Annotated in this window: 21 protein-coding genes; 13 read left to right on the top strand and 8 right to left on the bottom strand. The window is 70.2% G+C overall.

Annotated elements, in window-relative coordinates; translation table 11 throughout:
• Nucleotides 1-3 precede the first annotated feature (3 nt).
• The 5 genes from ACFYZF_RS20705 to ACFYZF_RS20685 are packed head-to-tail and all read right to left on the bottom strand — an operon-like array spanning nucleotide 4 to nucleotide 3,661.
• A complete protein-coding gene (locus tag ACFYZF_RS20705) occupies nucleotides 4-486 on the bottom strand; it encodes a phosphatase PAP2 family protein (RefSeq protein WP_387023094.1) in 483 nt (160 codons plus the stop codon).
• A gap of 4 nt (nucleotides 487-490) precedes the next feature.
• A complete protein-coding gene (locus tag ACFYZF_RS20700; RefSeq protein ID WP_387023092.1) occupies nucleotides 491-811 on the bottom strand; it encodes a DMT family transporter in 321 nt (106 codons plus the stop codon).
• Nucleotides 812-822: 11 nt separating this feature from the next.
• Nucleotides 823-1,539, bottom strand: a complete 717-nt coding sequence (locus ACFYZF_RS20695) for a hypothetical protein (RefSeq protein WP_387023090.1) — start codon at nucleotides 1,537-1,539, stop codon at nucleotides 823-825.
• Nucleotides 1,536-2,309 carry a hypothetical protein gene (locus ACFYZF_RS20690; RefSeq protein WP_387023088.1) on the bottom strand — a complete coding sequence of 258 codons (774 nt, stop codon included), beginning with the start codon at nucleotides 2,307-2,309 and terminating at the stop codon, nucleotides 1,536-1,538. The genes ACFYZF_RS20695 and ACFYZF_RS20690 overlap by 4 nt, the downstream gene beginning before the upstream one ends.
• Before the next feature lie 17 nt (nucleotides 2,310-2,326).
• Entirely contained in the window at nucleotides 2,327-3,661 is a 1,335-nt protein-coding gene (locus tag ACFYZF_RS20685; RefSeq protein ID WP_387023087.1) for a cytochrome P450, read from the bottom strand.
• 428 nt (nucleotides 3,662-4,089) lie between these two features.
• Here ACFYZF_RS20685 and ACFYZF_RS20680 point away from each other — a divergent pair, with 428 nt between their 5' ends.
• From ACFYZF_RS20680 to ACFYZF_RS20630, 11 genes are all read left to right on the top strand, one after another.
• Nucleotides 4,090-4,980: a polyprenyl synthetase family protein gene (locus ACFYZF_RS20680; RefSeq protein ID WP_387023085.1), complete on the top strand. Its 891-nt coding sequence runs from the start codon at nucleotides 4,090-4,092 to the stop codon at nucleotides 4,978-4,980.
• Between the two features lie 14 nt (nucleotides 4,981-4,994).
• On the top strand, nucleotides 4,995-6,092 hold the full coding sequence (locus tag ACFYZF_RS20675) for a Rieske 2Fe-2S domain-containing protein (protein WP_387023083.1): 1,098 nt from the start codon (nucleotides 4,995-4,997) through the stop codon (nucleotides 6,090-6,092).
• Nucleotides 6,089-7,156, top strand: coding sequence for an aromatic ring-hydroxylating dioxygenase subunit alpha (locus ACFYZF_RS20670; RefSeq protein ID WP_387023082.1), 1,068 nt, complete (start codon nucleotides 6,089-6,091; stop codon nucleotides 7,154-7,156). Before ACFYZF_RS20675 ends, ACFYZF_RS20670 begins: the two co-directional genes overlap by 4 nt.
• Nucleotides 7,153-7,992 (top strand): SAM-dependent methyltransferase, encoded by an 840-nt coding sequence (locus tag ACFYZF_RS20665; RefSeq protein WP_387023080.1) that lies wholly within the window; start codon nucleotides 7,153-7,155, stop codon nucleotides 7,990-7,992. Before ACFYZF_RS20670 ends, ACFYZF_RS20665 begins: the two co-directional genes overlap by 4 nt.
• 135 nt (nucleotides 7,993-8,127) lie before the next feature.
• A complete protein-coding gene (locus tag ACFYZF_RS20660) occupies nucleotides 8,128-8,580 on the top strand; it encodes a protein phosphatase (RefSeq protein ID WP_387023078.1) in 453 nt (150 codons plus the stop codon).
• Between the two features lie 46 nt (nucleotides 8,581-8,626).
• The gene (locus ACFYZF_RS20655; protein WP_387023077.1) at nucleotides 8,627-9,676 is read left to right on the top strand and encodes a Rieske 2Fe-2S domain-containing protein; all 1,050 of its coding nucleotides are present in this window, start codon (nucleotides 8,627-8,629) and stop codon (nucleotides 9,674-9,676) included.
• Entirely contained in the window at nucleotides 9,669-12,188 is a 2,520-nt protein-coding gene (locus ACFYZF_RS20650; protein ID WP_387023075.1) for a PEP/pyruvate-binding domain-containing protein, read from the top strand. The genes ACFYZF_RS20655 and ACFYZF_RS20650 overlap by 8 nt, the downstream gene beginning before the upstream one ends.
• Nucleotides 12,185-12,772, top strand: coding sequence for a hypothetical protein (locus tag ACFYZF_RS20645; RefSeq protein ID WP_387023073.1), 588 nt, complete (start codon nucleotides 12,185-12,187; stop codon nucleotides 12,770-12,772). The genes ACFYZF_RS20650 and ACFYZF_RS20645 overlap by 4 nt, the downstream gene beginning before the upstream one ends.
• Nucleotides 12,765-13,778, top strand: coding sequence for a lysylphosphatidylglycerol synthase transmembrane domain-containing protein (locus ACFYZF_RS20640; RefSeq protein WP_387023071.1), 1,014 nt, complete (start codon nucleotides 12,765-12,767; stop codon nucleotides 13,776-13,778). Before ACFYZF_RS20645 ends, ACFYZF_RS20640 begins: the two co-directional genes overlap by 8 nt.
• Nucleotides 13,771-14,628, top strand: coding sequence for a class I SAM-dependent methyltransferase (locus ACFYZF_RS20635; RefSeq protein ID WP_387023069.1), 858 nt, complete (start codon nucleotides 13,771-13,773; stop codon nucleotides 14,626-14,628). The genes ACFYZF_RS20640 and ACFYZF_RS20635 overlap by 8 nt, the downstream gene beginning before the upstream one ends.
• 160 nt (nucleotides 14,629-14,788) lie before the next feature.
• Nucleotides 14,789-16,840 (top strand): hypothetical protein, encoded by a 2,052-nt coding sequence (locus ACFYZF_RS20630; protein WP_387023067.1) that lies wholly within the window; start codon nucleotides 14,789-14,791, stop codon nucleotides 16,838-16,840.
• Nucleotides 16,841-16,905: 65 nt separating this feature from the next.
• Here the strand turns inward: ACFYZF_RS20630 and ACFYZF_RS20625 are convergent, their stop codons facing one another.
• Both ACFYZF_RS20625 and ACFYZF_RS20620 read right to left on the bottom strand, forming a co-directional pair.
• The gene (locus ACFYZF_RS20625) at nucleotides 16,906-17,556 is read right to left on the bottom strand and encodes a DUF2306 domain-containing protein (protein WP_387023065.1); all 651 of its coding nucleotides are present in this window, start codon (nucleotides 17,554-17,556) and stop codon (nucleotides 16,906-16,908) included.
• 244 nt (nucleotides 17,557-17,800) lie between these two features.
• Nucleotides 17,801-18,784, bottom strand: coding sequence for an NAD(P)-dependent alcohol dehydrogenase (locus ACFYZF_RS20620; protein WP_387023063.1), 984 nt, complete (start codon nucleotides 18,782-18,784; stop codon nucleotides 17,801-17,803).
• Between the two features lie 112 nt (nucleotides 18,785-18,896).
• On the opposite strand from ACFYZF_RS20620, the gene ACFYZF_RS20615 reads away from it, so the two are divergent.
• Nucleotides 18,897-19,613, top strand: coding sequence for a TetR/AcrR family transcriptional regulator (locus tag ACFYZF_RS20615; protein ID WP_387023061.1), 717 nt, complete (start codon nucleotides 18,897-18,899; stop codon nucleotides 19,611-19,613).
• Nucleotides 19,614-19,829: 216 nt separating this feature from the next.
• Here the strand turns inward: ACFYZF_RS20615 and ACFYZF_RS20610 are convergent, their stop codons facing one another.
• A complete protein-coding gene (locus tag ACFYZF_RS20610) occupies nucleotides 19,830-20,567 on the bottom strand; it encodes a PIG-L deacetylase family protein (protein WP_387023059.1) in 738 nt (245 codons plus the stop codon).
• Nucleotides 20,568-20,692: 125 nt separating this feature from the next.
• Here ACFYZF_RS20610 and ACFYZF_RS20605 point away from each other — a divergent pair, with 125 nt between their 5' ends.
• Nucleotides 20,693-22,309, top strand: a complete 1,617-nt coding sequence (locus ACFYZF_RS20605; protein WP_387023057.1) for an ABC transporter substrate-binding protein — start codon at nucleotides 20,693-20,695, stop codon at nucleotides 22,307-22,309.

Raw genomic sequence — 22,309 nt, 5'->3', positions numbered from 1 at the left:
CTCTTACGGCCCCGCCGGCGTCCGGTGGCGTGGTCGCATCATCAGCCCGCCGAGCCACCAGCCAAGCGCCGCGCCGGTGACGCCGATTCCGATCGCGGCCACGACGTCGACCGGCCAGTGCACGTGCGCGAGAACCCGTGCCACGCCGATCGTCGCGGCAGCCGCCATCAGCGCCGCTGCGACGGCCCGACGGTACGGCCACAGCAGCGCTGCCATCATCGTGGTCGCGGTGGTGTGGTCGGACGGGAAACCGCTGTCGGGGTCGTGCGGGAACCATGGCTGCGTCTGGCCGTCGGCGAACGGCCGGGGATGGTGGTAGGCGAGCGCGGCGAGTCCGACCAGGGCGACGGTGGCAGCCGTGGCCACCAGCAACTGGACGGCGATGACGCGCCGGGAGGGCTTGGGCAGGCGCCAGCAGGACACGGCGAACGCGACGGTGACCAGGTAGATGGCGTACTCGGCCACCGCCACCACGGCGGTACGCAACCGGTCACTCCGCGCCGGCGAGGTTGAGGGTCGCCACACCGGCGATGATCAGCGCGATACCGGCGATCTTCGCCGGCGTCAGCGCTTCGCCGAAGGCGAGCCGGGCGACGATCGCTATCGCTGCGGTGCCGACTCCGGACCAGATCGCATAGGCGACGCTCACCTGTAGGTGTCGGACCGCCAAGGCGAGCAGTGTGAAGGACAGCAGATACGCCACGCCGACAACGATCGTGGGCACGAGCTTGGTGAATCCGGCGCTGTGTTTGAGCGCCGACGTGCCGGTCACCTCGAACGCGATGGCACCGAGCAACAGGATCCAGGCCATGTCCGTCCTCCTCAGAAGTGCCGCCAGGGCCGGACGCCCTCGGCCTTGAGCCGCCGGCGCAGCATCACGATGTAGATGATGTCGGCGATGAAGACCAGCAGATAGAGATAGTTGACCAGGGGCGTCAGCGGATAGTCCTGGTGCGTCACGCTGTCGGTGACGAAGGAGGCCGGGCTGTCCGGCCACTGCTGGGTGGCGCTGGTCGTCACGGTGAGCGCGGTGGCGATCCAGGCGAACAACGTGCCGAGGAACTTGGCGACCGCGATGTAGAGCGACTGGCCGCGACTGCTGCCCCGGCGCACCAGCATCGTGATGAACAGGATCGACATCATGACGTTGATGCCGAAGCCGGTGTACTCGCCGTCCGGGTCGTTGAACTCGAAGAAGGCCAGATGCATCGCCGGGTACGCGGCCGCGATGGCGAGGAGCGTCACCGGCCGAATGTAGCGGCGTACCGGGGCGTCGAACTCGGTGGGCCCGTACCGGTACACCTGCCAGAGGATGATCAGGTCGAAGAGGAACCAGACGATGCTCAGCGTGTGGATGTGGTCGGCGAAGGGGTTGATGAAGAATCCGTACGCGGCCTCCCAGCACAGGTTGGTGGCCAGCGCCGCGATCGGCATTCCGTAGGTGTGTTCTTTGAAGCCGCGGTAGATGATCCCCACGTAGGCGATCAGCCAGAAGATCACACAGATGACGCCGGTGGCGACGACGGTGTCCGAGGTCATGGAGCCCTTTCGAGGATCGGCTGAGGAATCCGGGTGGTGCGCTGCCGGTAGCGGCGGGTGCCGAGCACGGCCAGGCGGTCGCGCCGGGCTGCCGGGAAGCTGTCGAGACGTTCGTGGAAAAGCGCCTCGTACCGGTCGAGTTGGGCGCGCAGCCGCGCGGGGGCGGCGTCACCGTGGAGGCGCACGATCGCGTCGTAGGTGTTGAACTGCCCGCTCGCCACGTCCTGGGTGTAGTGCTCGAGGTCGTTGCCGATGTCGGCGAGCACCTCCACCGGCCACAGCAGGTCGAGGAGGGCCTGGTCGATCGGCCGGCGGAGGATTGCGAACGTCATGGCGTGCAGCAGCCGTATGTCGGAGGAGCGCAGCTCGGCGAGCCGGAGCACCTGCTGCTGGTCGGCGACGCCGTGCGTGGTCACCTTGTTCTCCAGGCGTACGTACTGCTCGCCGAGATCGAGCTGGCGGGCCACCGCGTCGTTGTGGGCGCGGGCACGGCGAAGAAGTGCCTCGAACCTGTGCTTGTAGCGGACCAGCTTGTCGTAGTGCTGGTTGTCCGCCACGTCGAGGTCGAGGTCGCGGCTGTCCTCGGCGACGGCGTCGACCCGGTAGACCAGGTATTCCACGAGGAACGTCAGCGGAGTGCACCGGGCCCGCTGCCATTGGGTCAGCTCCTGCGCCGGGTAGTACAGCTCGGTCACGTACTCCCGGAAGATGCCGCGCGACTTGGACAACACCGCGTGCTCGGTGCGGAGCCGCTCCCGTACGCGGGTCATCGTCGCCCGGTTCCCCATCAGGATGCCTCCCGGACCAGCCGCATCCGGAGGTTCTTCGGGTAGAGCGTTGTCGAGGCGGCCGGGGTGACGCGGGCCCCGGGGACGGGGTCGAGGATCCAGCGGCGGGTGATCGTGGCCAGCGCGAGCGTTGCCTCGACGTAGCTGAACTGGTCGCCGATGCACTTGCGGGCGCCGCCGCCGAAGCTGACGAACGCGCTGCGCGGCGGTGCCGGGCAGCGCGTCGCGTCCCACCGGTCGGGCCGGAACCGGTCGGGCTCTTCGTACAGATCGGCCCGGCGCTGAAGCAGGTACGGGCTCCAGGCGACGAACGTGCCGGCCGGGATCGGGTGCCCGCCGAGTTCGGTGTCGGCGGTGACGGCTCGGGTGACGATCCACGCCGGCGGGTAGAGCCGCAGCGACTCGGTGACGATCCGCGTGGTGAGCTCCAGTTTGGAGATGTCCTCGAACGTCGCCACGTCGCCGGTGAGGACCTGCTCGACCTCGGCGCGCTGCCGGGCCCGCACGTCGGCGTCCTGCGAGAGCAGGTACAGCGACCAGGCGAGGGTGTTGGCGATCGTCTCGGATCCGGCGGCGAAGAACGTCATGACCTCGTCGACCGCCTCGTTCTCGGTCAGCGAGGACGGCGTGTCGCTCTGGTCGTCGCGGGCGGCGAGCAGGCTGGCCAGCAGGTCGTCGTGCTCGCCTGCGTGGGCTCGGCGCTCGGCGACGATGGCGCCGATCGTCTGCCGCAGGCGGGTGACGGCCCTCCGGTAGCGCTGGTTGACCGGCAGCGGCAGCCGGGTCAGCGCGGGCGGCAGCAACATGGTGCGGTGGATGCCGCTGACGAGCGTCTGCAGATCGCCGACCGCCTGCCGGAGGCGGTCGGCCGGCATCGACGACGAGAACATCGTGGCGACGGCGATCGACATCGACAGCGACGCCATCTCGGCCCGGACGTCCAGGACCTGGCCCGGCCGCCAGGCGGCGGTCGCCGTGTCGATGTGGTCCGTCATCACCCGGGCGTATCCGGGGTAGCGGCTGTGGTGGAACGAGGGTTGCGCGAGGCGCCGCCGGCGACGGTGCCGGCTGTGCGGGCAGGAGGCGAGGCCGTCGCCGAACTCCTCGAGCCCGGAGTCGAAGGAGGGGCCGCCCTTGTCGTAGGTGCGGTCGTCGACGAGGACCCTGCGGGTGAGTTCCGGGTCGCAGACGACCACGATCCGCACCGGTCCGAACGTGAGGCGTAGCACGTCGCCGTGCGCCGGCAGGGTGGCGAGGTAGCCGAGCGGGTCGGATAGCAGCGCCGCGGCATGCCCGATCACGGGGATCCGCCGCGGGGCGTCAGGTATCGCCATTCACTTCTCCACCGTCGGTGGCGCCCACGCGGGCGCGATGAATGCAAACGGACCTGTTCATCGTTGTAAAAGGAAATTAACATCAATGCGAAATCGCAGCCGACCCTAGCGGTTGTCCGTTCGGCGGTGGGTGGCGGCCTGCAAGACCGACACGGAAATGGCGGCGCCGCAGCACCGCCAAAGAGGCGACCGGCAGTGTCGACTGCCGCAAATCACCGCTGTTTTACCAGCTCAGCCCAATATGTCGACGTTAACGCCGGGCGGTGACGGCCGTCTTGATCATAACTTCACCCCCGTGGTTCAGCCCTGGCGCTACATTAACACCATCGACCAGCGCTGGGCAAAGTCAATGTATAACAGATGAACATTGACTCACGGCTTCGGGCGGAGTACGGTTGCACCGGCTTTGTACCCATGGGGGAACGTCAATGTTGAAACAGATTGACTTGTCGTCACGCCTGCGCTCGCAGCGTGAGCTCATCAACCGGGAACTTGAGCGGGCCATCCAGATCGGCGGGCCCGACGAGCTGTACCGCACAATCAGATATTCGCTGCTGGCGGGCGGTAAACGGGTCCGGCCGATCCTGTGTCTCACCGCCTGTGCGGCCAGCGGCGGCAGCACCGAGGTGGCGATGCCGACCGCGGTCGCTCTGGAGATGCTGCATACCGCGACTCTTATCCACGACGATCTGCCGTCGATGGACAACGACGACTTCCGGCGTGGCCGCCCCACCAACCACAAGGTGTTCGGCGAAGGCATGGCTCTGCTCGCCGGCGACGCGCTGCTGTCGTACTCGCTGGAGCACGTGCTTCTGCACACCGACGCGCCGGCGAGCCGAGTCCTGCGGGTGATCCACACTCTGCTGCACACCATCGGCATCCACGGCGCGATCGGCGGCCAGGTCATCGACGTCCAGATGGCCGACCGTGAGGACGTCGACCTGGCGACGCTGGAGAGCATGCACACCCGCAAGACCGGCGCGCTGCTCAGCGCCGCCGTGGTGACGGGCGCGGTTCTCGCCGGCGCGGACGAGGAGATGATCCGCCGCGCCGAGTCGTACGGGATGAAGATCGGTCTGGCCTTCCAGATCATCGACGACATCCTGGACGTCACGTCGACCCTGGACGAGCTCGGCAAGACGCCACACAAGGACGAGAAGCAGCGCAAGGCGACGTTCCCCCGGCTACTCGGCCTCGACCAGTCGCGCCGTCGCGCCACTGAGCTCGTCGCCTCGGCGAAGCAGGACGTCGAGCTGTTCGGCGTGGGTGCTCAGCCACTGTGCGCCATCGCGGATTTCATCCTCACCCGTACCAACTGAACGGGATCGTGCAGATGACCAGAAGGCACACCGACCGGCTGGCCCTGCCCGCGCCGGCCGCCGATCCCGTTCCCGCGGACCTGGCGGCCAGTTGGTACGCGGGACTCTCCACCGCCCGCCTGCGCGACCGCCCGGTGGCCCTGCAACTGTTCGGCCGTGATCTGGTGGCGTGGCGGGAACGCTCGGGCCGGGCCGTCGTGGCGCCGCGCTACTGCCCCCACCAGGGCGTCAGCCTGGCACTGGGCAAGGTGGACGACGTCGGCCTGCGTTGCCCGTTCCACGGCTGGAGATTCGACGGGTCCGGCGCCTGCGTGCGGATTCCCGGATCCGCACGCATCCCGGCCACCGCGAAGCTGACGCCCTATCCGACCGTGGAACGCTACGGCTACGTCTGGGTCTGGTACGGCACCGCCGAGCCCCTGTTCAGCCTGCCGGACTTTCCCGCGCTCGCGGAGAACCGGGATCGCTACGTCGGCTTCCGCTACACCGACCGCAGCACCGGCACGGCCCGGCAGCTGCTGGAGAACGCGTTCGACTACTACCACTTCCAGACGTTGCACGGCTTGTCGCTGGACCACACCGAGTTCCGGATGCTGCGCGACCAGTCGGAAGCCGCCGACAACGGCTCGCCGATCGATTCCCCCGCCTGGCTCGGCGCCTGGTTCGAGGGCATCGCCACACCCGGGCACCCGGTACGCGATCCCGCCCGCTGGGGGATGGCCAAGGCGGCGACGTTCGCGGCTGGTGACGCCTTTCAGCTGTTGGTCGACGGCTGGCCCGGCGGCCAGCGCTTCACCGGCTACGTCGACGGCAAGGAGTTCTTCAAGGTGCTGCTGGCGATCACGCCGGTGTCCGAACGGGTCACCACCCAGGTCGGCTGGGCGGGCACGCCGCGCACCGGCCGGCTGCGGACGCTCTTCAACCTCGTCATGCTCTACGGGCAGAGCCGCGCCGGAACCCGGCAGGACATCCCGATCTACGACACAACCGAGGCCGCCGCCGGAACACTGCGAACCCCCTACGACAACGGTGTTGCGCACTTCCGCCGGTACTACCAGTCGTGGGTGGGCAAGGTCGAGACGACGCCCGCCCCGGTCAGGAGCCGGTCGTGACCGGGGCGGCCCCGATCTCGCACCAACCGCGCCGGACCGCCCCGTCGCAGCCGGGCGCCGACATGCGGCTCGCCGCGGGCTGGTACCTCGCCATGGCCTCTGCCGAGCTGCGCCGCGGGCCGCGAGAGCTCGATCTGTTCGGCCGCGAGCTGGTCGCCTGGCGCGACGGGACCGGCCGGGCGTCGATCATGCCGCGGCACTGTCCGCACCTGGGCGCCAGCCTCGCGGTCGGCAAGGTGGTCGACGGCAGCCTGCGTTGCGCGTTCCACCACTGGCGCTTCGACGCCACCGGGGCGTGCGCGTCGGTGCCCGGCATGCCGCGGCTCTCGCATTCGATGAAGCAGCCGCGGGCCTATCCGCTCGTCGAGCGGTACGGCTACCTCTGGATCTGGTACGGCGGCGGCGAACCGGCCTACCCGCTGCCGGAGGTTCCGGCACTGACCGAGCGCCGAAACGAATACCTCGGCTACCGCTTCTCGCACACGACCGCCGCGACGCCGCGCCGGGTCCTCGAGAACGCCTTCGACCATTACCACTTCATGGCCCTGCACGGCGTCGCGTGCGACCGTGCGCCGGAACTGGTCATGCTGCCGGAACCGGCCGCGGCCGCCGAGAACGGGCCGCCGATCCCCGGGGACGCCTGGACCGGAGCCCGGCTGGAGTTCCACGGCCTCCAGGTACCCGCCGCGATCCGCGCGCTCGGGCTGCGCAGCGAGAAGTTCGAACTCCTCGTCGACGGCTGGCCCGCCGGGCAGCGCCTGACCTTCCTGCTGGACGGTGAGGTGGTGGTGAAGGAGTTGCTCGGCGTCACGCCGGTCGGTCCGGGGCGTACCCACATGCGCGGCTGGTCGCTGGTCCGCCGTACCGGCAACCCGGCCCGGGACCGGCTGGTGTACCTCGCCTATCGCGCCCACCACTGGTGGGGCACCCGCGAAGACCTCGCCATCTACCGCAACGCCGACGACACCGCGGCGCCCACCCCGACCCGGTACGACCACGCCCTCCTGCGTTTCCGCAAGCAGTATGCGACCTGGGTCGACCGCGCCGAAGAAGGAGCACTGTGAGCGACTCCTACCGCCCTGACCGCGAGAGCGTCGGGGAGATGTACGACAAGATCACCGTGCTGTCCGAGGACATGCTCGGCGACAGTCATCACTTCGGGTACTTCCCGGACGGCGTGCACGAGGGCGTCGGCATGCGGGAGGCGGCCGACAACCTGACCGATCTGCTGATCGAACGGCTGGCGCTGCGGCCCGGCCAGCGAGTGCTCGACCTCGGCTGCGGCACCGGCCGTCCCGCCGTCCGGCTCGCCGAGACCGTCCCGGTCGAGGTCGTCGGCATCACCATCAGCCACACCCAGGTCGACATCGCCACCGAGCGGGCGGCGGCCGCGGGGGTCGCCGACCGCGTACGGTTCGAGCTGGTCGACGCCACGTCCATGCCGTACGACAAGAACTCGTTCGACGCTGTCCTCGCCATCGAGTCGCTTGAGCACCTGCCCGACCAGGCCGGCGTGCTCAACACGATCGCCGGGATCCTGCGGCCGGCCGGCCGGCTGGTGGTCGCGCAACCGGTGCTCCAACGAGTGGACGATCCGGAGCGTGACGACTTCGTCAGGCAGCTCTACCAGAACTACCACCTGGCCCAGCCGCCGTACCTGGACGAGTACCCCCAACTTTTCGCTCGGGCCGGGCTGCGTACCCGGTACGTGGAGGACATCTACGAGCAGGTGATCCCGCCGACCCTCGCCGTGGTGGACGCATGGGTCCGGGCGAACTCCGAGCGGATCTCGGCGCTGGGCGACTACGAGCAGGAGGTGCGCGGGCTCATCGACGGCATGCGCACCTTCGCGGAGCTGCCCGGGGTGGGGTTCGCCGTCCTCATCGCCGGCAAGGAGTGACGGCCGTGCTCCGCTGCCACACCGGGTATGACGCCGACGAGCGATTCCTGTCCCGTAGTCCCGGTTCGGGGAATCTGTCACCTAGGCTTTCTCCCGGACCGGTCCCGAGGCCGAGTAGTGGAGAGGGTGTTCCGAATGACCGAAGCCGGCTGGCAGCCGAACGCAGCGGGTGTCATGCGACTGCCGTCCGGGCGGCTGGTGCGCGGGCGCGGCCTGCGGCATCCGGTGCCGGACGGACCCGAGCCGCAGTTCGGGGTCTACCTGGTGGGCTCCCCGCCGAAGCCGGTGACGTGGGAGAGCCGCTGGGTCCGCTGGCGGGACTTCTGGCTGCCGGCCGACCGCACGGACTTCTTCGGCGTCCTGCGCGAGGTGCTGGACCGGGCCGGGACGCAACGGGTCGAGCTGGCCTGCGGAGGCGGCTTCGGGCGTACCGGGACGGCGCTGTCGTGCCTGGCGGTCCTCGACGGCGTGTCCCCCACGGAGGCCGTTGCCTACGTCCGCGAGCACTACTCGCACCGGGCCGTCGAGACACCGTGGCAACGGCGTTTCGTCACTCGCTTCGACCAGGCGGCGAACCACCGGCTCTGACCGGTTCGCGCCCCGTTCCCGCCGGACCGGTCGGCGGTGCGGGGCGATGACCGTGCAGAACCAGCCGGCCGGCACGCGTACGGACCGTGGCTTCAACCTGGCGGCGAGCTGGTACGTCGCGTTGCCGTCCAACCGGCTGCGGCGTACGCCTAGAGCGATCACGCTGTTCGGCCGACGCCTGGTGGCCTGGCGGGACGGCGACGGTCGCCCCACGGTGATGGCGCGCACCTGCCCGCATCTGGGCGCGAGCCTCGCCGACGGCAAGGTCGTCGACGGGACGCTGCGGTGCGCGTTCCACCATTGGCGGTTCACCGGTGACGGCGCCTGTGTCGCTGTTCCGGGCACCGACCGCATCCCGCGCGGCGCCCGGGTCAGGGCGTACCCGACAGCGGAGCGTCACGGCTATGTCTGGGTGTGGTACGGCAGCGCCGAACCGATGTTCGCCCTGCCGGAGTTCCCCGCGCTGGACGCCGGAGCGGGGTTCGCCCGAGGGTTCCGGCTGGCCGACCTCACCGGAGCGACCGTCCGGCGGATCCTGGAGAACACGTACGACCCGGACCACCTCGTCGAGTTGCACGGCCTCGACGTCACTGACCAGCCGAGCCTGCGGATCCTCGACCGGCCGGACGAGCTGACCGGACACGGGCCGCCCATCACCGGTGGCGCGTGGATGGGCGCGGAGCTGACCTGGCCGGCCTACACCGGCAGGCTCGGCGCCCTCGCCAACCTGCTGGGGATCAATGCCAAGCAGTTCGTGCTGCGCGTCGACGGCTGGCCGGCCGGGCAGCGCATCACCTACTGGGCCGACGACGTGATCCAGTACCGGCTGCTGCTCGCCACCACGCCGGTCGCCCCCAACCGGACGGTGCAGCACATCGCCGTCGCACTGCAACCGAGCGGCCGGCGGCTGCGCGACCTGCGGAACTACCTGGTGCACCGGCCGGAGATCACCGTCACGTCGAACCAGGATCTGCCGATCTTCAACACCCTGGAGACCGGCGACCGGCACGGCATCTACGTCGAACGGGACAGCGGTGTCCGCGCCTTCCGCAAGCACTACCAGCACTGGGTGCAACGGGTGGCCGACGATGCCTGACGTCATCGCGCTGTCGGCGGTCGGCCGGGACGACACGCCGACCGTGGGCGCCAAGGCCGCCAACCTGGGCGAGCTCATCGGCGTCGGCGTACCGGTGCCGCCGGGGTTCTGCCTGCCCACCTCGGTCTATGAACGGTTCGCACAGCCGGCCGTGGCGCCGCACCTGGCCCTGCTCGCCCGCGAGGACGAGCAGGCCGCCGGAACGCTGCGCGCGGCGATCGAGGCGATCGAGCTGCCGGCGACCCTGCTCACCGACCTGGAGGAGGCGTTCCGGACGGTGTGCCCGGCCGGCGGAGCCGTCGCGGTCCGGTCCTCCGGCACCTCGGAGGACACGGCGGACACCAGCTTCGCCGGCCAGTACCACACCGAACTGGGGGTCCGGACGTTCGACCGGCTGGTGACCGCGCTGCTGCGCTGCTGGGCCTCGCTCTGGGACGTCCACGCCATCCACTACCGGGACCGGGTGGGACTGCCGCACGGCGAGGCACGCATGGCCGTCGTGGTGCAGGCCCTGGTGCCCGCCGACGCCGCCGGTGTCATGTTCGTGACTGCGCCGACCGCCGCGGTCACCGAACCAGTGGTCATCGAGTCCAGCTGGGGGCTCGGCGAGGCGGTGGTCAGCGGCGTCGTCACACCCGACCGCCACGTGGTGGACCGCGAAGGCCTTCGGCTGCTCAGCGCGGAACACTCCCACAAATCCCTCATGGTCACGCCCACCGAGGACGGCGCCACCTTCGTCGACGTCCCGCCCGAGCTGCGCGACACCCCCTCGCTGACCGGGGATCAGGCCGTGGCGCTCGCCCGGCTGGGCATCGCGGTCCAGGAGCACTTCGGCGCCTCCCAGGACATCGAGTGGGCAATCACGGACGGCCGGTTCGCGATCCTGCAGGCCCGCCCGCTCACCCGGGACGTGGTGCTGCCCGAGGACATCCGCTGGCGCAGCCCCATCGAGGGCGCCGAGTGGGCGCGGATCAGCATCTGCGACTCGTGGCTGCCGGAGCCGCTGTCCCCGCTCTTCGCGACGACGCTCTTCCCCCGCCTGGTACGCAGGTGGAAGCAGAACTGGTCCGGTCGGGATCCGCGCATCGACCGCCTGCTGCCGGAGCCGATGTCGGGCACCATCAACGGGTACGCCTACATCCGGCTCGACACCCGCCTCAAGCGGCACCCGGTCCAGACCGGCAAGCTCGTGGCCGCCTTCTTCCGTTTCCATCTCGCCCGGCTCGACCGCCAGTGGCGTACGACCCTGCTGCCGCACCACATCGAGCGGATCGAGGCGCTGCGCAGGATCAACCCCGCTACGCTGACCACCCGCGACGTGCTCGCCGTCATCGACGAGGCCGAGGAACTCAGCGCGGTGTACTGGGCGCTGCTCGGCGGGCTCGCCTGGTACTGGAACGGCGGCGAGTGGCTGCTCGACCGCCTGTACCGCTTCCTGGCCCCGCCGGAGGTGGCCGAGGACGGGTTCGCGGTGCTGTTGCAGGGATACCCGACCAAGGCCTCCGAGATGGACGCCGCTCTCTTCGAGCTGGCCACGGCCGACGGGCCCGGGGACGGGCCACCGGACGGCTTCGACCAGTTCCTGGAGCGGTACGCGCATCAGGCGTACCAGCTGGACTTCGCCGAGCCGACGCCGGTCGAGGATCCGTCGGCGTTCCTGACCACCCTGGAGGCGTACCGGGAGGGTCGTTTCCGCTCGCTGCACGACCGCCTGCGCGACCTGGCCCGGCAGCGGGAGGAGTCCCGTACGACGCTGTCGCGCGGCCTGCGCCGCAAGCCGGTCCGGCGCGCCGTGCTCCGGGCTCTGCTGCGCTGGACCCGCCACTACGCCCATGTCCGGGACGAGGCGCTGCACTACTTCACGATGGGCTGGCCGACCATCCGGCGTGGGTATCTCGAGCTGGGGCGGCGGCTGGTCGATGCGGGCGCGCTGAGCGCCGACGACGACGTCTTCTTCCTCAGCGGCGAGGAGCTGATCGAGCAGTTGCGCGTGCTGGGGGCCGGGGACCGGCCGGCCGACCTCGCCGAAACCGTACGCCTGCGGCGGGACCTGCGGGAGCGGCAGCGCCAGGTGTCACCGCCCGCCCAGGTGCCCCGGGGACTGCGGGTGGAGGTGGCCGGCGTGGACTTCCTACCGATCGCCTTCCTCGGCCGCAGCGAGGACGTCGACGAGTCGTCGGCCGATCTCAGGGGGTTCGCGGTCAGTCCCGGTCGGGTCACCGCGACCGCTCGGCACGTCAGTTCGGTACGGGACTTCGACGAGGTGAGAGCCGGCGACGTGTTGGTCGCCTCGTACGTCACGCCTGCCTGGTCCCCGCTGCTGGGCATCGCCGGCGGCATCATCACCGACAGCGGGGGCGCGCTGTCACACGGCTCCATCGTCGCCCGCGAGTACGGCATCCCAGCCGTGATGGGCACCGGCAACGCCACCAAGGTCATTCAGAACGGCCAGCTCGTCACCGTCGACGGCACCCGCGGACTCGTCTACCTGACAGAGGGGAGCACCTCGTGACAACTCCGCCAGCACTGTCGGACTGGGTGCCCGGTCTCGACGACTCCGCGACGCTCGCGGAGGCGCACGCCGGGATGCCCGGCGACGACCCCTCCGTCGTCCCGTGGTACGTCCGGCTCCTGGAGAACCCGGCGAGCCCGGTCGCCCTGCCCGGCAACGTCGATCTGTTCGGCCACGACAGCATCCACATCGTCCTCGGCCGTGGCACCCTGCCGCCCGATGAGGCCTTCGTGCTCGGGGCCACGATGGGCTCCGGCGGCCGACTCAGTCGGTGGCAGCAGAGGCTGTTCACCCTCGCGGCCACCAAGCTGTACCGCGGGCCGTGGCGGCTGAGCCGCGACGACCTGCTGCTGTTCGAGATGGCCGTACGCTTCGCGGCTCACCAGAGGATCCAGCCGCTCGGCGATGTGCCGTGGCGCGACCTGCTCGCCTGGCCGCTGGGCGAGATCCGGGCGAAGCTGGGCATCCACACCCCTGACCTGCTCCGCTTCTACGCCACCGAGCGCGCGTTGTGGCCGCACAGTGCCGCTGCCCGGCGGCTGCCGACCTCCATGGCCGCCGACCGCGCCTGCCCTGATGAGTGAGACCCGGGCGGCGCCGAAGAAACGGTGGGATCTCGTCGTCCGGGTGTTGCTCATCGGGACGACCGTCATCTCGCTGTGGTGGTTTCTGCGCGGGCTCGACGCGCGCGCGTTCAGCGACACGCTGACCCGCGTGGATGTGCCGCTGCTGGTGGTCGCGGTGCTGCTCAACCTCGTCGCCCAGGTCGTCCGGGCCGGCAGTTGGGTGGTGATGCTGGGCCCCCGACACCAGCCGCCGGCCGGCCGGCTCCTGCGATACGAGTTCGCCGCGCAGGCGGCATCGTCGATCAGCCCGGCCCGCGCCGGTGAGCTGCTCCGCCTGTGGATGCTCAAGCACGAGGGCGTCCCGGTCGGGATCACCGGCGCGCTCATCGTGCTGAAGAAGACGATCGGGGCGGCCTGCATGGGTCTGCTGGCACTGGCCACGCCGTTCGTGGTCCCCGGACTGCCCGGCTGGGTGACCGGCTTCGTCATCGGCGTGTCGGCCCTCATGCTCGTACTGCTCGGTCTGCTCGTGGTAACGGCCTACCGTGCCCCGGCGAACCGACTGCCGAAGATGCTGCACAGCATGGTCGACGGCATGTACTTCCTGAAGGACCGGTTGCGGTTCAGCTCGGCTTCCTGCCTCATTCTCGTCGGCGAGATGATCGATGCGGCCGCCGCCTACGCAGTCATGCGTGCGCTGCACATCGGTCTGTCGGTGGCCGCCGTCGTTCTGGTGGTCTTCTTCATCGACTTCTCCAACGTCCTGCCCGGTGCACCCGCCAACCTGGGCACGTTCGAGGTCGGCGCCGTCTACTGCCTCAGTCTGCTGCACGTCGCGCCGGACGCTGCCCTCGGCTTCGCGCTGCTGTTCCACGCCCAGCAGGTCTTACCCCAGGTCGTCGTCGGCCTGCCGCTCCAGCTGCACTTCCTCAGCGTGCGGAGAAAACATCCGGGCACCAACGACCCCGGAACCATCGGCACGGTGACCACCGCGCCGCCGCTAGTACGGAGTGACCATGACTGATCAACTGTGGGCCGTCTACGACACGGTCGCCGACGTGTACGACGAGATCGGTCCCGCCTTCTTCAAACCGGTCGGCAGCAGGCTCGTCGGCCACGCGGTGGTAGCGCCTGGTGAACGCATCCTGGACATCGGTACCGGCCGCGGCGCCGTCCTCTTCCCGGCGGCGGCCGCGACGGGCCCGGACGGTGAGGTTACCGGCATCGACCTGGCACCTCGGATGATCCAGTTCCTCCAGCGGGACATCGCCCGGCGCGGGATCGTCAACGCTCGGGCGGTCGTCATGGACGGCCGGGCACCAACCTTCGCTCCGCGGACGTTCGACCTGATCACCGCCAGCATGAGTCTTCCCCTTGTTCCGGATCACCCGGGCACCCTGGCCAACTACGCCCGGCTGTTGCGTCCTGGGGGGCGGATCGCCCTCGCCGTCCCCGGAGCCGTCACCGAAGGGGACGGGTCGCAGATCGCGCTGGAGTTCTTCCAACGAGCCATGCGTGACTTCGCCGCGACCGATGCCGCAGCCGGTACGGCTGACGCGCTCGACGCAGCCGACGAGGCTGATGCCATAACCCGGCATCTGCGGGGCGCGGGCTTCGTCGAGCCGCGGGTCGTGGTCGAGGACGTGCCACTCGTCGCGGCGTCCGGGGAGGAGTTCGTCCGCTGGACGTACGCGCAGGGGCTACGCCTCTTCTGGGACATGATCCCGCAGGAACGCCGTCCTGACCTGGAACGTCAGCTCGCTGCGGAGCTGGACACCCGGCGGGGCGCCGACGGTGGCATCCGGCTCACGAACCCGGTCTGCTTCATCGTGGCCAGGTCGCCTGAGGCGAGCCAGGAGCACCGGACCATGTGACGAGCCCCGGGCGTTGGCGCGGTGCATGGTGGCGGTGAGGCTCGCCGAAGCCGTGGCCCCTTGCCGAGATCCATTCACGGGCGTAGGAAGGACACCACGCTCCACCCACCACCGGTCAGCCCCTGCATCGGACCACGGTCCAGTGTCGAAGGAGATGCGCGTGCCCACACCCAGACGGCTCCGTCTTGCCGTGTCCGTGCTGGTGACCGCAGGCGCTGTCCTGCTCGGCGCGGGCGCCGCCGCGGCTCCGCCCGCGACTCCCGCGACTCCCGCGACTCCCGCACCGGCCGGGGACCGGGCGTGCGACCCGATCGACCCGACGGCCTGCCTGCTGCCGTTCCCGAACGACTACTTCACCGTGCCGGATCGGACCAGCCCGACCGGCAAGCGGGTGCGGTTCCCGGCCTCCGCGATGCCCGCCAACGCACAGGGGACCCCGATCGACCCGACGGAGTGGAACCGGCAGGACGGGTTCAGCCCCGGCTCGCCGATCCTGGTGCGGGTGCCCGGCCTCGACCCCGCGACGACCGGAATCGCGCCGGTCACCGACATCGGCCGCTCGCTGGCGCCGGACGCGCCGATCGTGCTGCTCGACGCCCGGACCGGCAAGCGTACGCCGTACTGGGCCGAGCTGGACGCGCACGCAGCCGGCCAGCCGGACCGGCAACTGCTGATCATCCGGCCGGCGGTGGCGCTGACCGAGGGCACCCGGTACGTCGTCGGCCTGCGCGGCATGCGCGACGGCAACGAGGCGCTGATCCCGGCGCCGAAGGCGTTCACGGCGTACGTGACCGGTGCTGGCCTCGGCCATCGGGACCGTCGCGTCCCGCAGATGAAGCGGATCCTCAGCGACCTGACCAGAGCCGGCGTCAAGCGGCACAGCCTCTACCTGGCCTGGGACTTCACCGTGGCCAGCCGGCACGGTCTGACCGGGCGGATGCTGGCGATCCGGGACGGCGCGTTCGCCGCCCTCCGCCGGGCCGCACCGTCGTTCACCGTCACCGCGGTGACCGACTACTCTCCGGAGCAGGAGCCGCTGATCGCCCGGCAGGTGACCGGCACCATCGGCGTACCGTCCTACCTGACCGGCGACGGCGGGCCCGGCTCCCGGCTGCACTACGGGCCGGCCGGCGGCGACGGGACGCCACCGACGCCGAACGCCCTGCCCACGCCGTCCGGAGCGACGGTGGCGGCGGACTTCGTCTGCAACATCCCGCGCAGCGCCTCCGCCACGAAGCCGGCGCACCTCTCGCTCTACGGCCACGGCCTGCTCGGCAAGCCGACCGAGATCAACGCCGGCAACGTCAGGACGATGTCGAACACGTACGACTTCACCTTCTGTGCGACCAGTTGGATCGGGATGGCCGCCGCCGACGTCCCCTACGTGGCCGGCGCCTTCACCGAGCTCAGTGCCTTTCCCGCAGTGGTGGACCGGGTGCAGCAGAGCTTCCTGAACTTCCTCTTCCTGGGCCGGGCGATGATCCACCCGGGCGGGTTCGCCGCCCACCCGGCGTTCCGGGACGCCAGCGCCCGGCCGCTGATCGACGTGGCCGGCGGGCTGCGCTACGACGGCAACAGCCAGGGCGGCATCAACGGCGGCGCGCTCACCGCCATCGCCCAGGACTGGACCCGGTCGGTGCTCGGCGTGCCGGGAATGAACTACTCCACGCTGCTGCAACGCAGCAAGGACTTCGCCCCGTTCCAGGCGATCATGGACGGCAACTACCCGGACAAGGCCGACCAGCAGCTGATCCTCGCGCTGCTCCAGATGCTGTGGGACCGGTCCGAGGCCAACGGGTACGCCCAGCACATGACCGACCGGCCGTTGCCGCGAACCCCGGCGCACCGGGTGCTGATGCACGTGGCCTTCGGCGACCAGCAGGTCTCCACCGCCACTGCCGAGGTGCAGGCGCGCACCATCGGCGCCCGCCTGCACACCCCCGCGCTCGACGGCGGCTGGTCACCGGACGTGTGGCCGTTCTGGGGCATCGCGCCGATCCGCAGGTACCCGTACAGCGGCTCGGCGATGGTGGTCTGGAACAGCGGCGCGGCGTACGCGCCACCGCCGACCAACCTCGCCCCGGCCGGGCCGGAGTACGGCGACGATTCGCACGAGTTCCCGCGCGCCCAGGCCGGAGCCCAGAAACAGAAGGCGGTGTTCCTGCTCACCGGCAAGGTCATCGACGTCTGCGCGCGGACGCCCTGTCCGTGACGCGGTAGCCGGTCGCGCCGGACGGGCACGCCGGGGTCACCATCCCGGCGTGCCCGTGGGGACGCTCAAACTGAACCTTCGCCGGGCGGGGTGCATGACGGTCGGACCGACGTCGCGGGGGTGCGGCGGCGCCGGGCCCAGAGGCCAGATGGGCGGCGGATGACCCATTCGGCGACGGCCGCGTTGATGATCCAGCCGGATCCTACGGAGAGGGCGGTGCTCAGGTCGCTCGTGCCGAACAGGGTCTCACCGATGGGTTGGGTGAATGCCTGGGTGCCGGCGCTGATGGCGAGGGCGTAGGCACGGATCATCCAGGCGCGGTGGGTGGCGACATGGCGACGGCGAATCGCGGTGAACCCCAGGACGATGCTGGCGGCCATTGCCGATCCGACCAGGAGTCGGATGCCCCACAGCAGGTCACCGCCCGGGGCGTCGGGGTAGAACAGGGTCATCCAGATTCCGGAGGCGGCCACGATCAGGCCGGCCACGATCAGTATCCGGCCGGACCGTCGGTGCCAGCGTGGATGGCGACGACGCAGCCGGGCGGAGAACTGGAACGCGCCGAGGAAGGCGTAGAGGGCCGCGGCAGGCACGTGCACCACGACGGGCGCCGGGGAGGAATCGATGCGCGGGTTGGTGGGTAGCAGCTGCGGGCCGCCGGCGAGCTCGAGAAGCCGCAGTGACCCGGCAACGACCGGGACGAGGCCGAGGACCACCAGCGCTACCGGGAGGTGCCAGCTCGACCCGTCCCGGTCACCCGACGGGCGCCGTGCTGCCGGTCGGGTGACCGGGACGGTGTGCCGGGTCATCCGACACCCGCCGTCGTGGCCATGCGTGGACCGTCGAACGGGGCCGTGGAGTCGGTAGGCGCGGTGCGTGGGAGTGAACGAGCGAGCATGATCATGGTGGTGCCTTTCGGTAGGACCAGGAACGGCAGAAGGGTCTGGCATCAGTCGGGGGTCAGATGGTGATGACCACTTTCGCCCGCGCGTGTTCGCCTTCCACGTACCGGATGGCTTCGGGAACCTCGGGCAGCCGATACGTCCGGTCGATGACCGGGGTGAGGCGGCCGGCCTCGGCGTGGGCGCGGAGCGTGTCGAGGTGTTGCCGGCTGGGTGCGGTGGTGAGAATGGCGATGCGGTGCCGCACGAAGGGTGCCAGCAAGCGCCCGCGCGCGATGAGCCAGACCGGTCCGACGAGGCTGCCGCCGCGATAGACGCCGCCGCCGGAGAGCACGAGCGTCCCGGTCGGGGTCAACGCTCGCCGGAGCGCGGTGAGGGAACGGTTGCCGACCAGGTCGAACACGACGTCGTGGCGGCCGGTGTCGTGGGTGAAGTCGGCGCGGGTGTAGTCGACGACGTGATCGGCGCCGAGGGAGCGCACCAGGTCGACGTTGCGGGTGCTGCACACCCCCGTCACGGTCGCGCCGAGCGCCTTGGCCAGTTGGACGGCCAGGGTGCCGACGCCGCCGGACGCGCCGTTGACGAGAACGTGGTGGCCGGGCTCGACCTGCCCGACATCGCACAGTCCCATGAGGGCGGTGACGCCGGCCAGCGGCAGGGCGGCAGCCTGCTGCGGCGTCAGGTTCCCGGGCTTGCGCGCGACCAGGGTCTCGGGCACGCATACGTACTCGGCGAACGCGCCGTTGGCGTCGCCCAGGTCGCCGAAGACGGCGTCGCCCGGTCGCACCTGCCGGACGTCGGGGCCGACGGCTTCGACTCGGCCGGCGAAGTCGCGGCCACGGATTCGCGCCTGCGGCCCTGACCGGCCCATCGACAGGCGCGCCAGCCGTGGATCGCCGCGCATGACGTGCCAGTCGTACGCGTTGAGCGCGGCGGCCTCGACCCGCACGAGCACCTCGTCGGCCGCCGGCACCGGCGCGTCGACGTCCGCGAGGGTGAGCGTCTCCGGCGGACCGTACCGATCCTGGACGATCGCTTTCATCTCTGCCCCTCCCAGGTGTACGGCGTACACCTTCTGAAAGAAGGGTAGGTGTACGCCGTACACCCGTCAAGGTGGCTAGGGTTCAACCGCCGGCAGAAAGTGGAGGACCGTGATGGCTGAGCAGGCTGAGACGCTGCGTCGGGTGCCGCTGAGCAGGGATCGCGTCCTGTGCGCCGCCGTCGCGCTCGCCGACGAGGCGGGGATCGAGTCCCTCAGCATGCGCAACCTCGCCCAGGATCTGGGCGTCGTGCCGATGGCCCTCTACAAGCACGTGGCGAACAAGAACGAACTGCTCGACGGCATGATCGACGTGGTCGTCGGCGAGATCGATCCGCCGGTGCTCGACCCCGACTGGAAGCGCGTCATCCGCGAGCGCATCCTCTCGGCGCGGGAGGTGCTGCTGCGCCACCCCTGGGCGTCGATCGCGATCGAGTCGCGGAACGAGGCGACGCCGGCCATCCTCGGCTACCTCGACTCGATGGTCGGGACGCTCCGGAAGGGCGGTTTCTCCACGGATCTCGCCCACCACGTGATGCACGCGATGGGCAGTCGCATGCTGGGCTTCAGTCAGGAGCTGTTCGACGCTTCCCGGCGCGCCGGTCGGTCCGGCACGGCCGAGCCCGAACCGCCGGCCGCGTTTCCGGCGGAGGCCGCCGCCCAGTTCCCGCACCTCGCGGCGATCGCCACCGCGGCGGCACACGACGACACCTCGGTCGTCGGCCAGGGCTGTGACGACCAGTTCGAGTTCGAGTTCGCTCTGGACCTGTTACTGGACGGCATCGAACGGCTGCGCCAACAAGGCTGGACGTCGTCGCGTCCACCCAGGTAGGCGGTGGGTTTTCTCCAGGCCGACCAGGGTGCGCCGCCCGGTTGCGTGCAGCTGATCTTGCGGTTGGGGCCGCCGGTCAGGATCCAGCCCGGCTGGCGGATGTGACGAAGGCCCGCCTCCGCGCTTCGCCTCGGTGTTGCTATTGCCAAACACTGGCAATAGTGGCCAGACTGTCGATGACCTTGAAACGACCTCGTGCGTGGCCGCTGCCAGGCATTATTCGATGAGGGTAGGCAGATGGAAGTCACCTTCGCGCCGGTACGCCTCGGCGAAGGCATACCGTCCGTGGTGGCCGACACCGTGGTAGATGTGCGCGGCCCGGTCGAGGACCTCGTGCAGGGCCCGCCCGCGCTCGTAGGCGTCCTCGATCCTGGCGTACCCGGGGACCAGCGCTTCGAGGTCGGCGGGGCGCAGTTCGTTCTCCCAGTGGGTCGCGGAGAACTCGAGCTGGCTGCGCAGGCTGTTCATCGCGGCGACCTTCAACGGCCAGTACGGGGCGATGTCGACCACGCAGTTGGCTCGCGAGGGCGTCATGTAGTAGATCGTCGGTACCGGGTGGGGAGCGAGACCGTCGTCGGCGGCGAACCCGCGACCGGCCAGGCCGAGCGCCTCGAAGACCAGGGTCATCGCCGGTCGTCGATCGGGGTCGAGGTCGGTCAGGGAGTGCTCCGGGTCCTGGGTGATGACGATGGACGGGCGCACCGTGCGGATGACCTTGACCAGGGCACGCTTGTGGGCCTCGTCGACGGCGACGTGTCCCTGCTTGAAGCCGAGAAACTCCACCGGAACCCCGAGGACGTCGGCTGCCGCGCTCACGCCCGGACGCATCTCCTCGTCGCACACCATCAGCGCCGCGTGCGACTCGCCCCCGGCAGCGAGGTTCGCCGCGAGCGCGCCGCCGCACTCGACGATCTCCATGCCGTAGACGCCGATCAGCAGGACCCGACTACCCATTAACCGCTCCTTCTTCGTGCCCACCGGTCGTGGGAGTGCCGACGATAGCTGGCTGGCCCCGTCAGGTGCCCGGCCCCGTACCAGGAGGTCAACCGCCCGTGTCACACCGCGCCCGCCGACGAGGCATGCCCGCCTTGCGTGTCCTGGCCGCAGGGCTACTGCTCGCCATCGCCGGTTGTGCCGGCGGCGGCGGGGGCGATTCGTCCACGAGGAACGAGCCGCAGACCGCCTCGGCGCTGACCATCGCGGTCGCCGGCGACGAGGGGACGCTGACCCCCTACACGTATACGACCGGCTATCCGGGCTACCACCTGATGAGCCTGGTCTTCGACACGCTGCTGGTCCTGGACCCCGGCAACCGGGCCACGCCCCTGCTGGCCACCGGGGTGAGCACGAGTCCGGACAGCACGGTGTTCACACTGCCGCTGCGCACCGGTGTCACCTGGCATGACGGCAAGCCGTTCACCGCCGACGACGTCGTGTTCACCATCGACTACTACCGCAAGCACGACACCGTCCGGTTCGCCACACCGCTGGCGATCGTCACGAACGTCAAGGCGCAGGACGGCGCGGTGGTCATCACCCTGAGCAAGCCGGACCCGGAGTTCCCGGTCCGGCTGCTCGCGGACATGCCGGTGCTGGCCCGGCACATCTGGTCGGGGGTGGCCGATCCGGAGAAGGCGCCGCTGTCGGCCGCGGTCGGCACCGGCCCGTACCGGCTGAGCAGCTACCAACCGGACCGCCGGTACGAGTTGACGGCCAACACCACGTACCCGGTCGGTAAGCCCCGGATCGACAAGCTCACCGTCTCGGTGATCCCGGAGCAGCAGACCGCCCTCGCCTCGCTGCGTACCGGCGAGGTGCACCTGGTCGCCGACGAGGTCCCACCCAACCTGAAGGACCAACTGGCCCGACAACCGGGCATCAAGGTGGCTACCGGATCGAACTTCTCCAGCACGCTGCTGGCCTTCAACGACCGCAAGGCCCCGTTCGACCGGGTCGAGGTACGCCGGGCCATCTCCGCGGCGATCGACACCACCGACCTGGTCGACACCGTCCTGCTCGGGCAGGGCGCCGTCGGCAGCCCCGGGTTCTGGCATCCGGAGGCACCCGGCGCGGACGCCAGCCTGAAGCACACCCACGACCCGGCCGCGGCCGCCGCCGCCCTGGACGCGATCGGCGCCGCACCCGGTGCCGACGGGGTACGCGTCCTGGACGGCAATCCGCTCGCCTTCGAACTGCTCGTCTACGCCGACAGCCCGGACCGGGTACGCGCCGCCGAACTCATCACCGAGATGCTCGGCAAGATCGGTGTCCGCACGACCGTACGGTCGATGGACGCCGACTCGGTCGACGCCAAGGTGTGGCCCGACTTCGACGTGGCCAACGGCCGTGACTACGACCTTGCCATCTGGGGCTGGGCGGCCCCCACGATGATCGACTACGCCAAGCTCGCCGCGCTGGCGGCCACCGATCCGAAGGTGGGGCATCTCAACGTCACCGGGATCGCCGACACCGAACTCGACGCCGCGGCGAAGCAGCTGCTGGAAACGACCACGCTGGCCGACCGTCAGGCGGCGGCGGGGCGACTGCAGCAGCTTCTGGCGGCGAAGACGCCGTTCGTCACCCTGTACTACCCGGCCGGGGCGTACGCCTACCGCAGCGACGTCTTCGCCGGCTGGGTCTACCAGCAGGGCGGGGGACCGTTGAACAAGCACTCCCTCGTCGCCCTGCCCGGCTGA

The sequence above is a fragment of the Micromonospora sp. NPDC001898 genome, from assembly GCF_042891255.1.
Classification (GTDB): Bacteria; Actinomycetota; Actinomycetes; order Mycobacteriales; family Micromonosporaceae; genus Micromonospora.
Note: the sequence above shows the minus strand (reverse complement) of the source record. Positions and strands in the feature narration are given on the sequence as shown.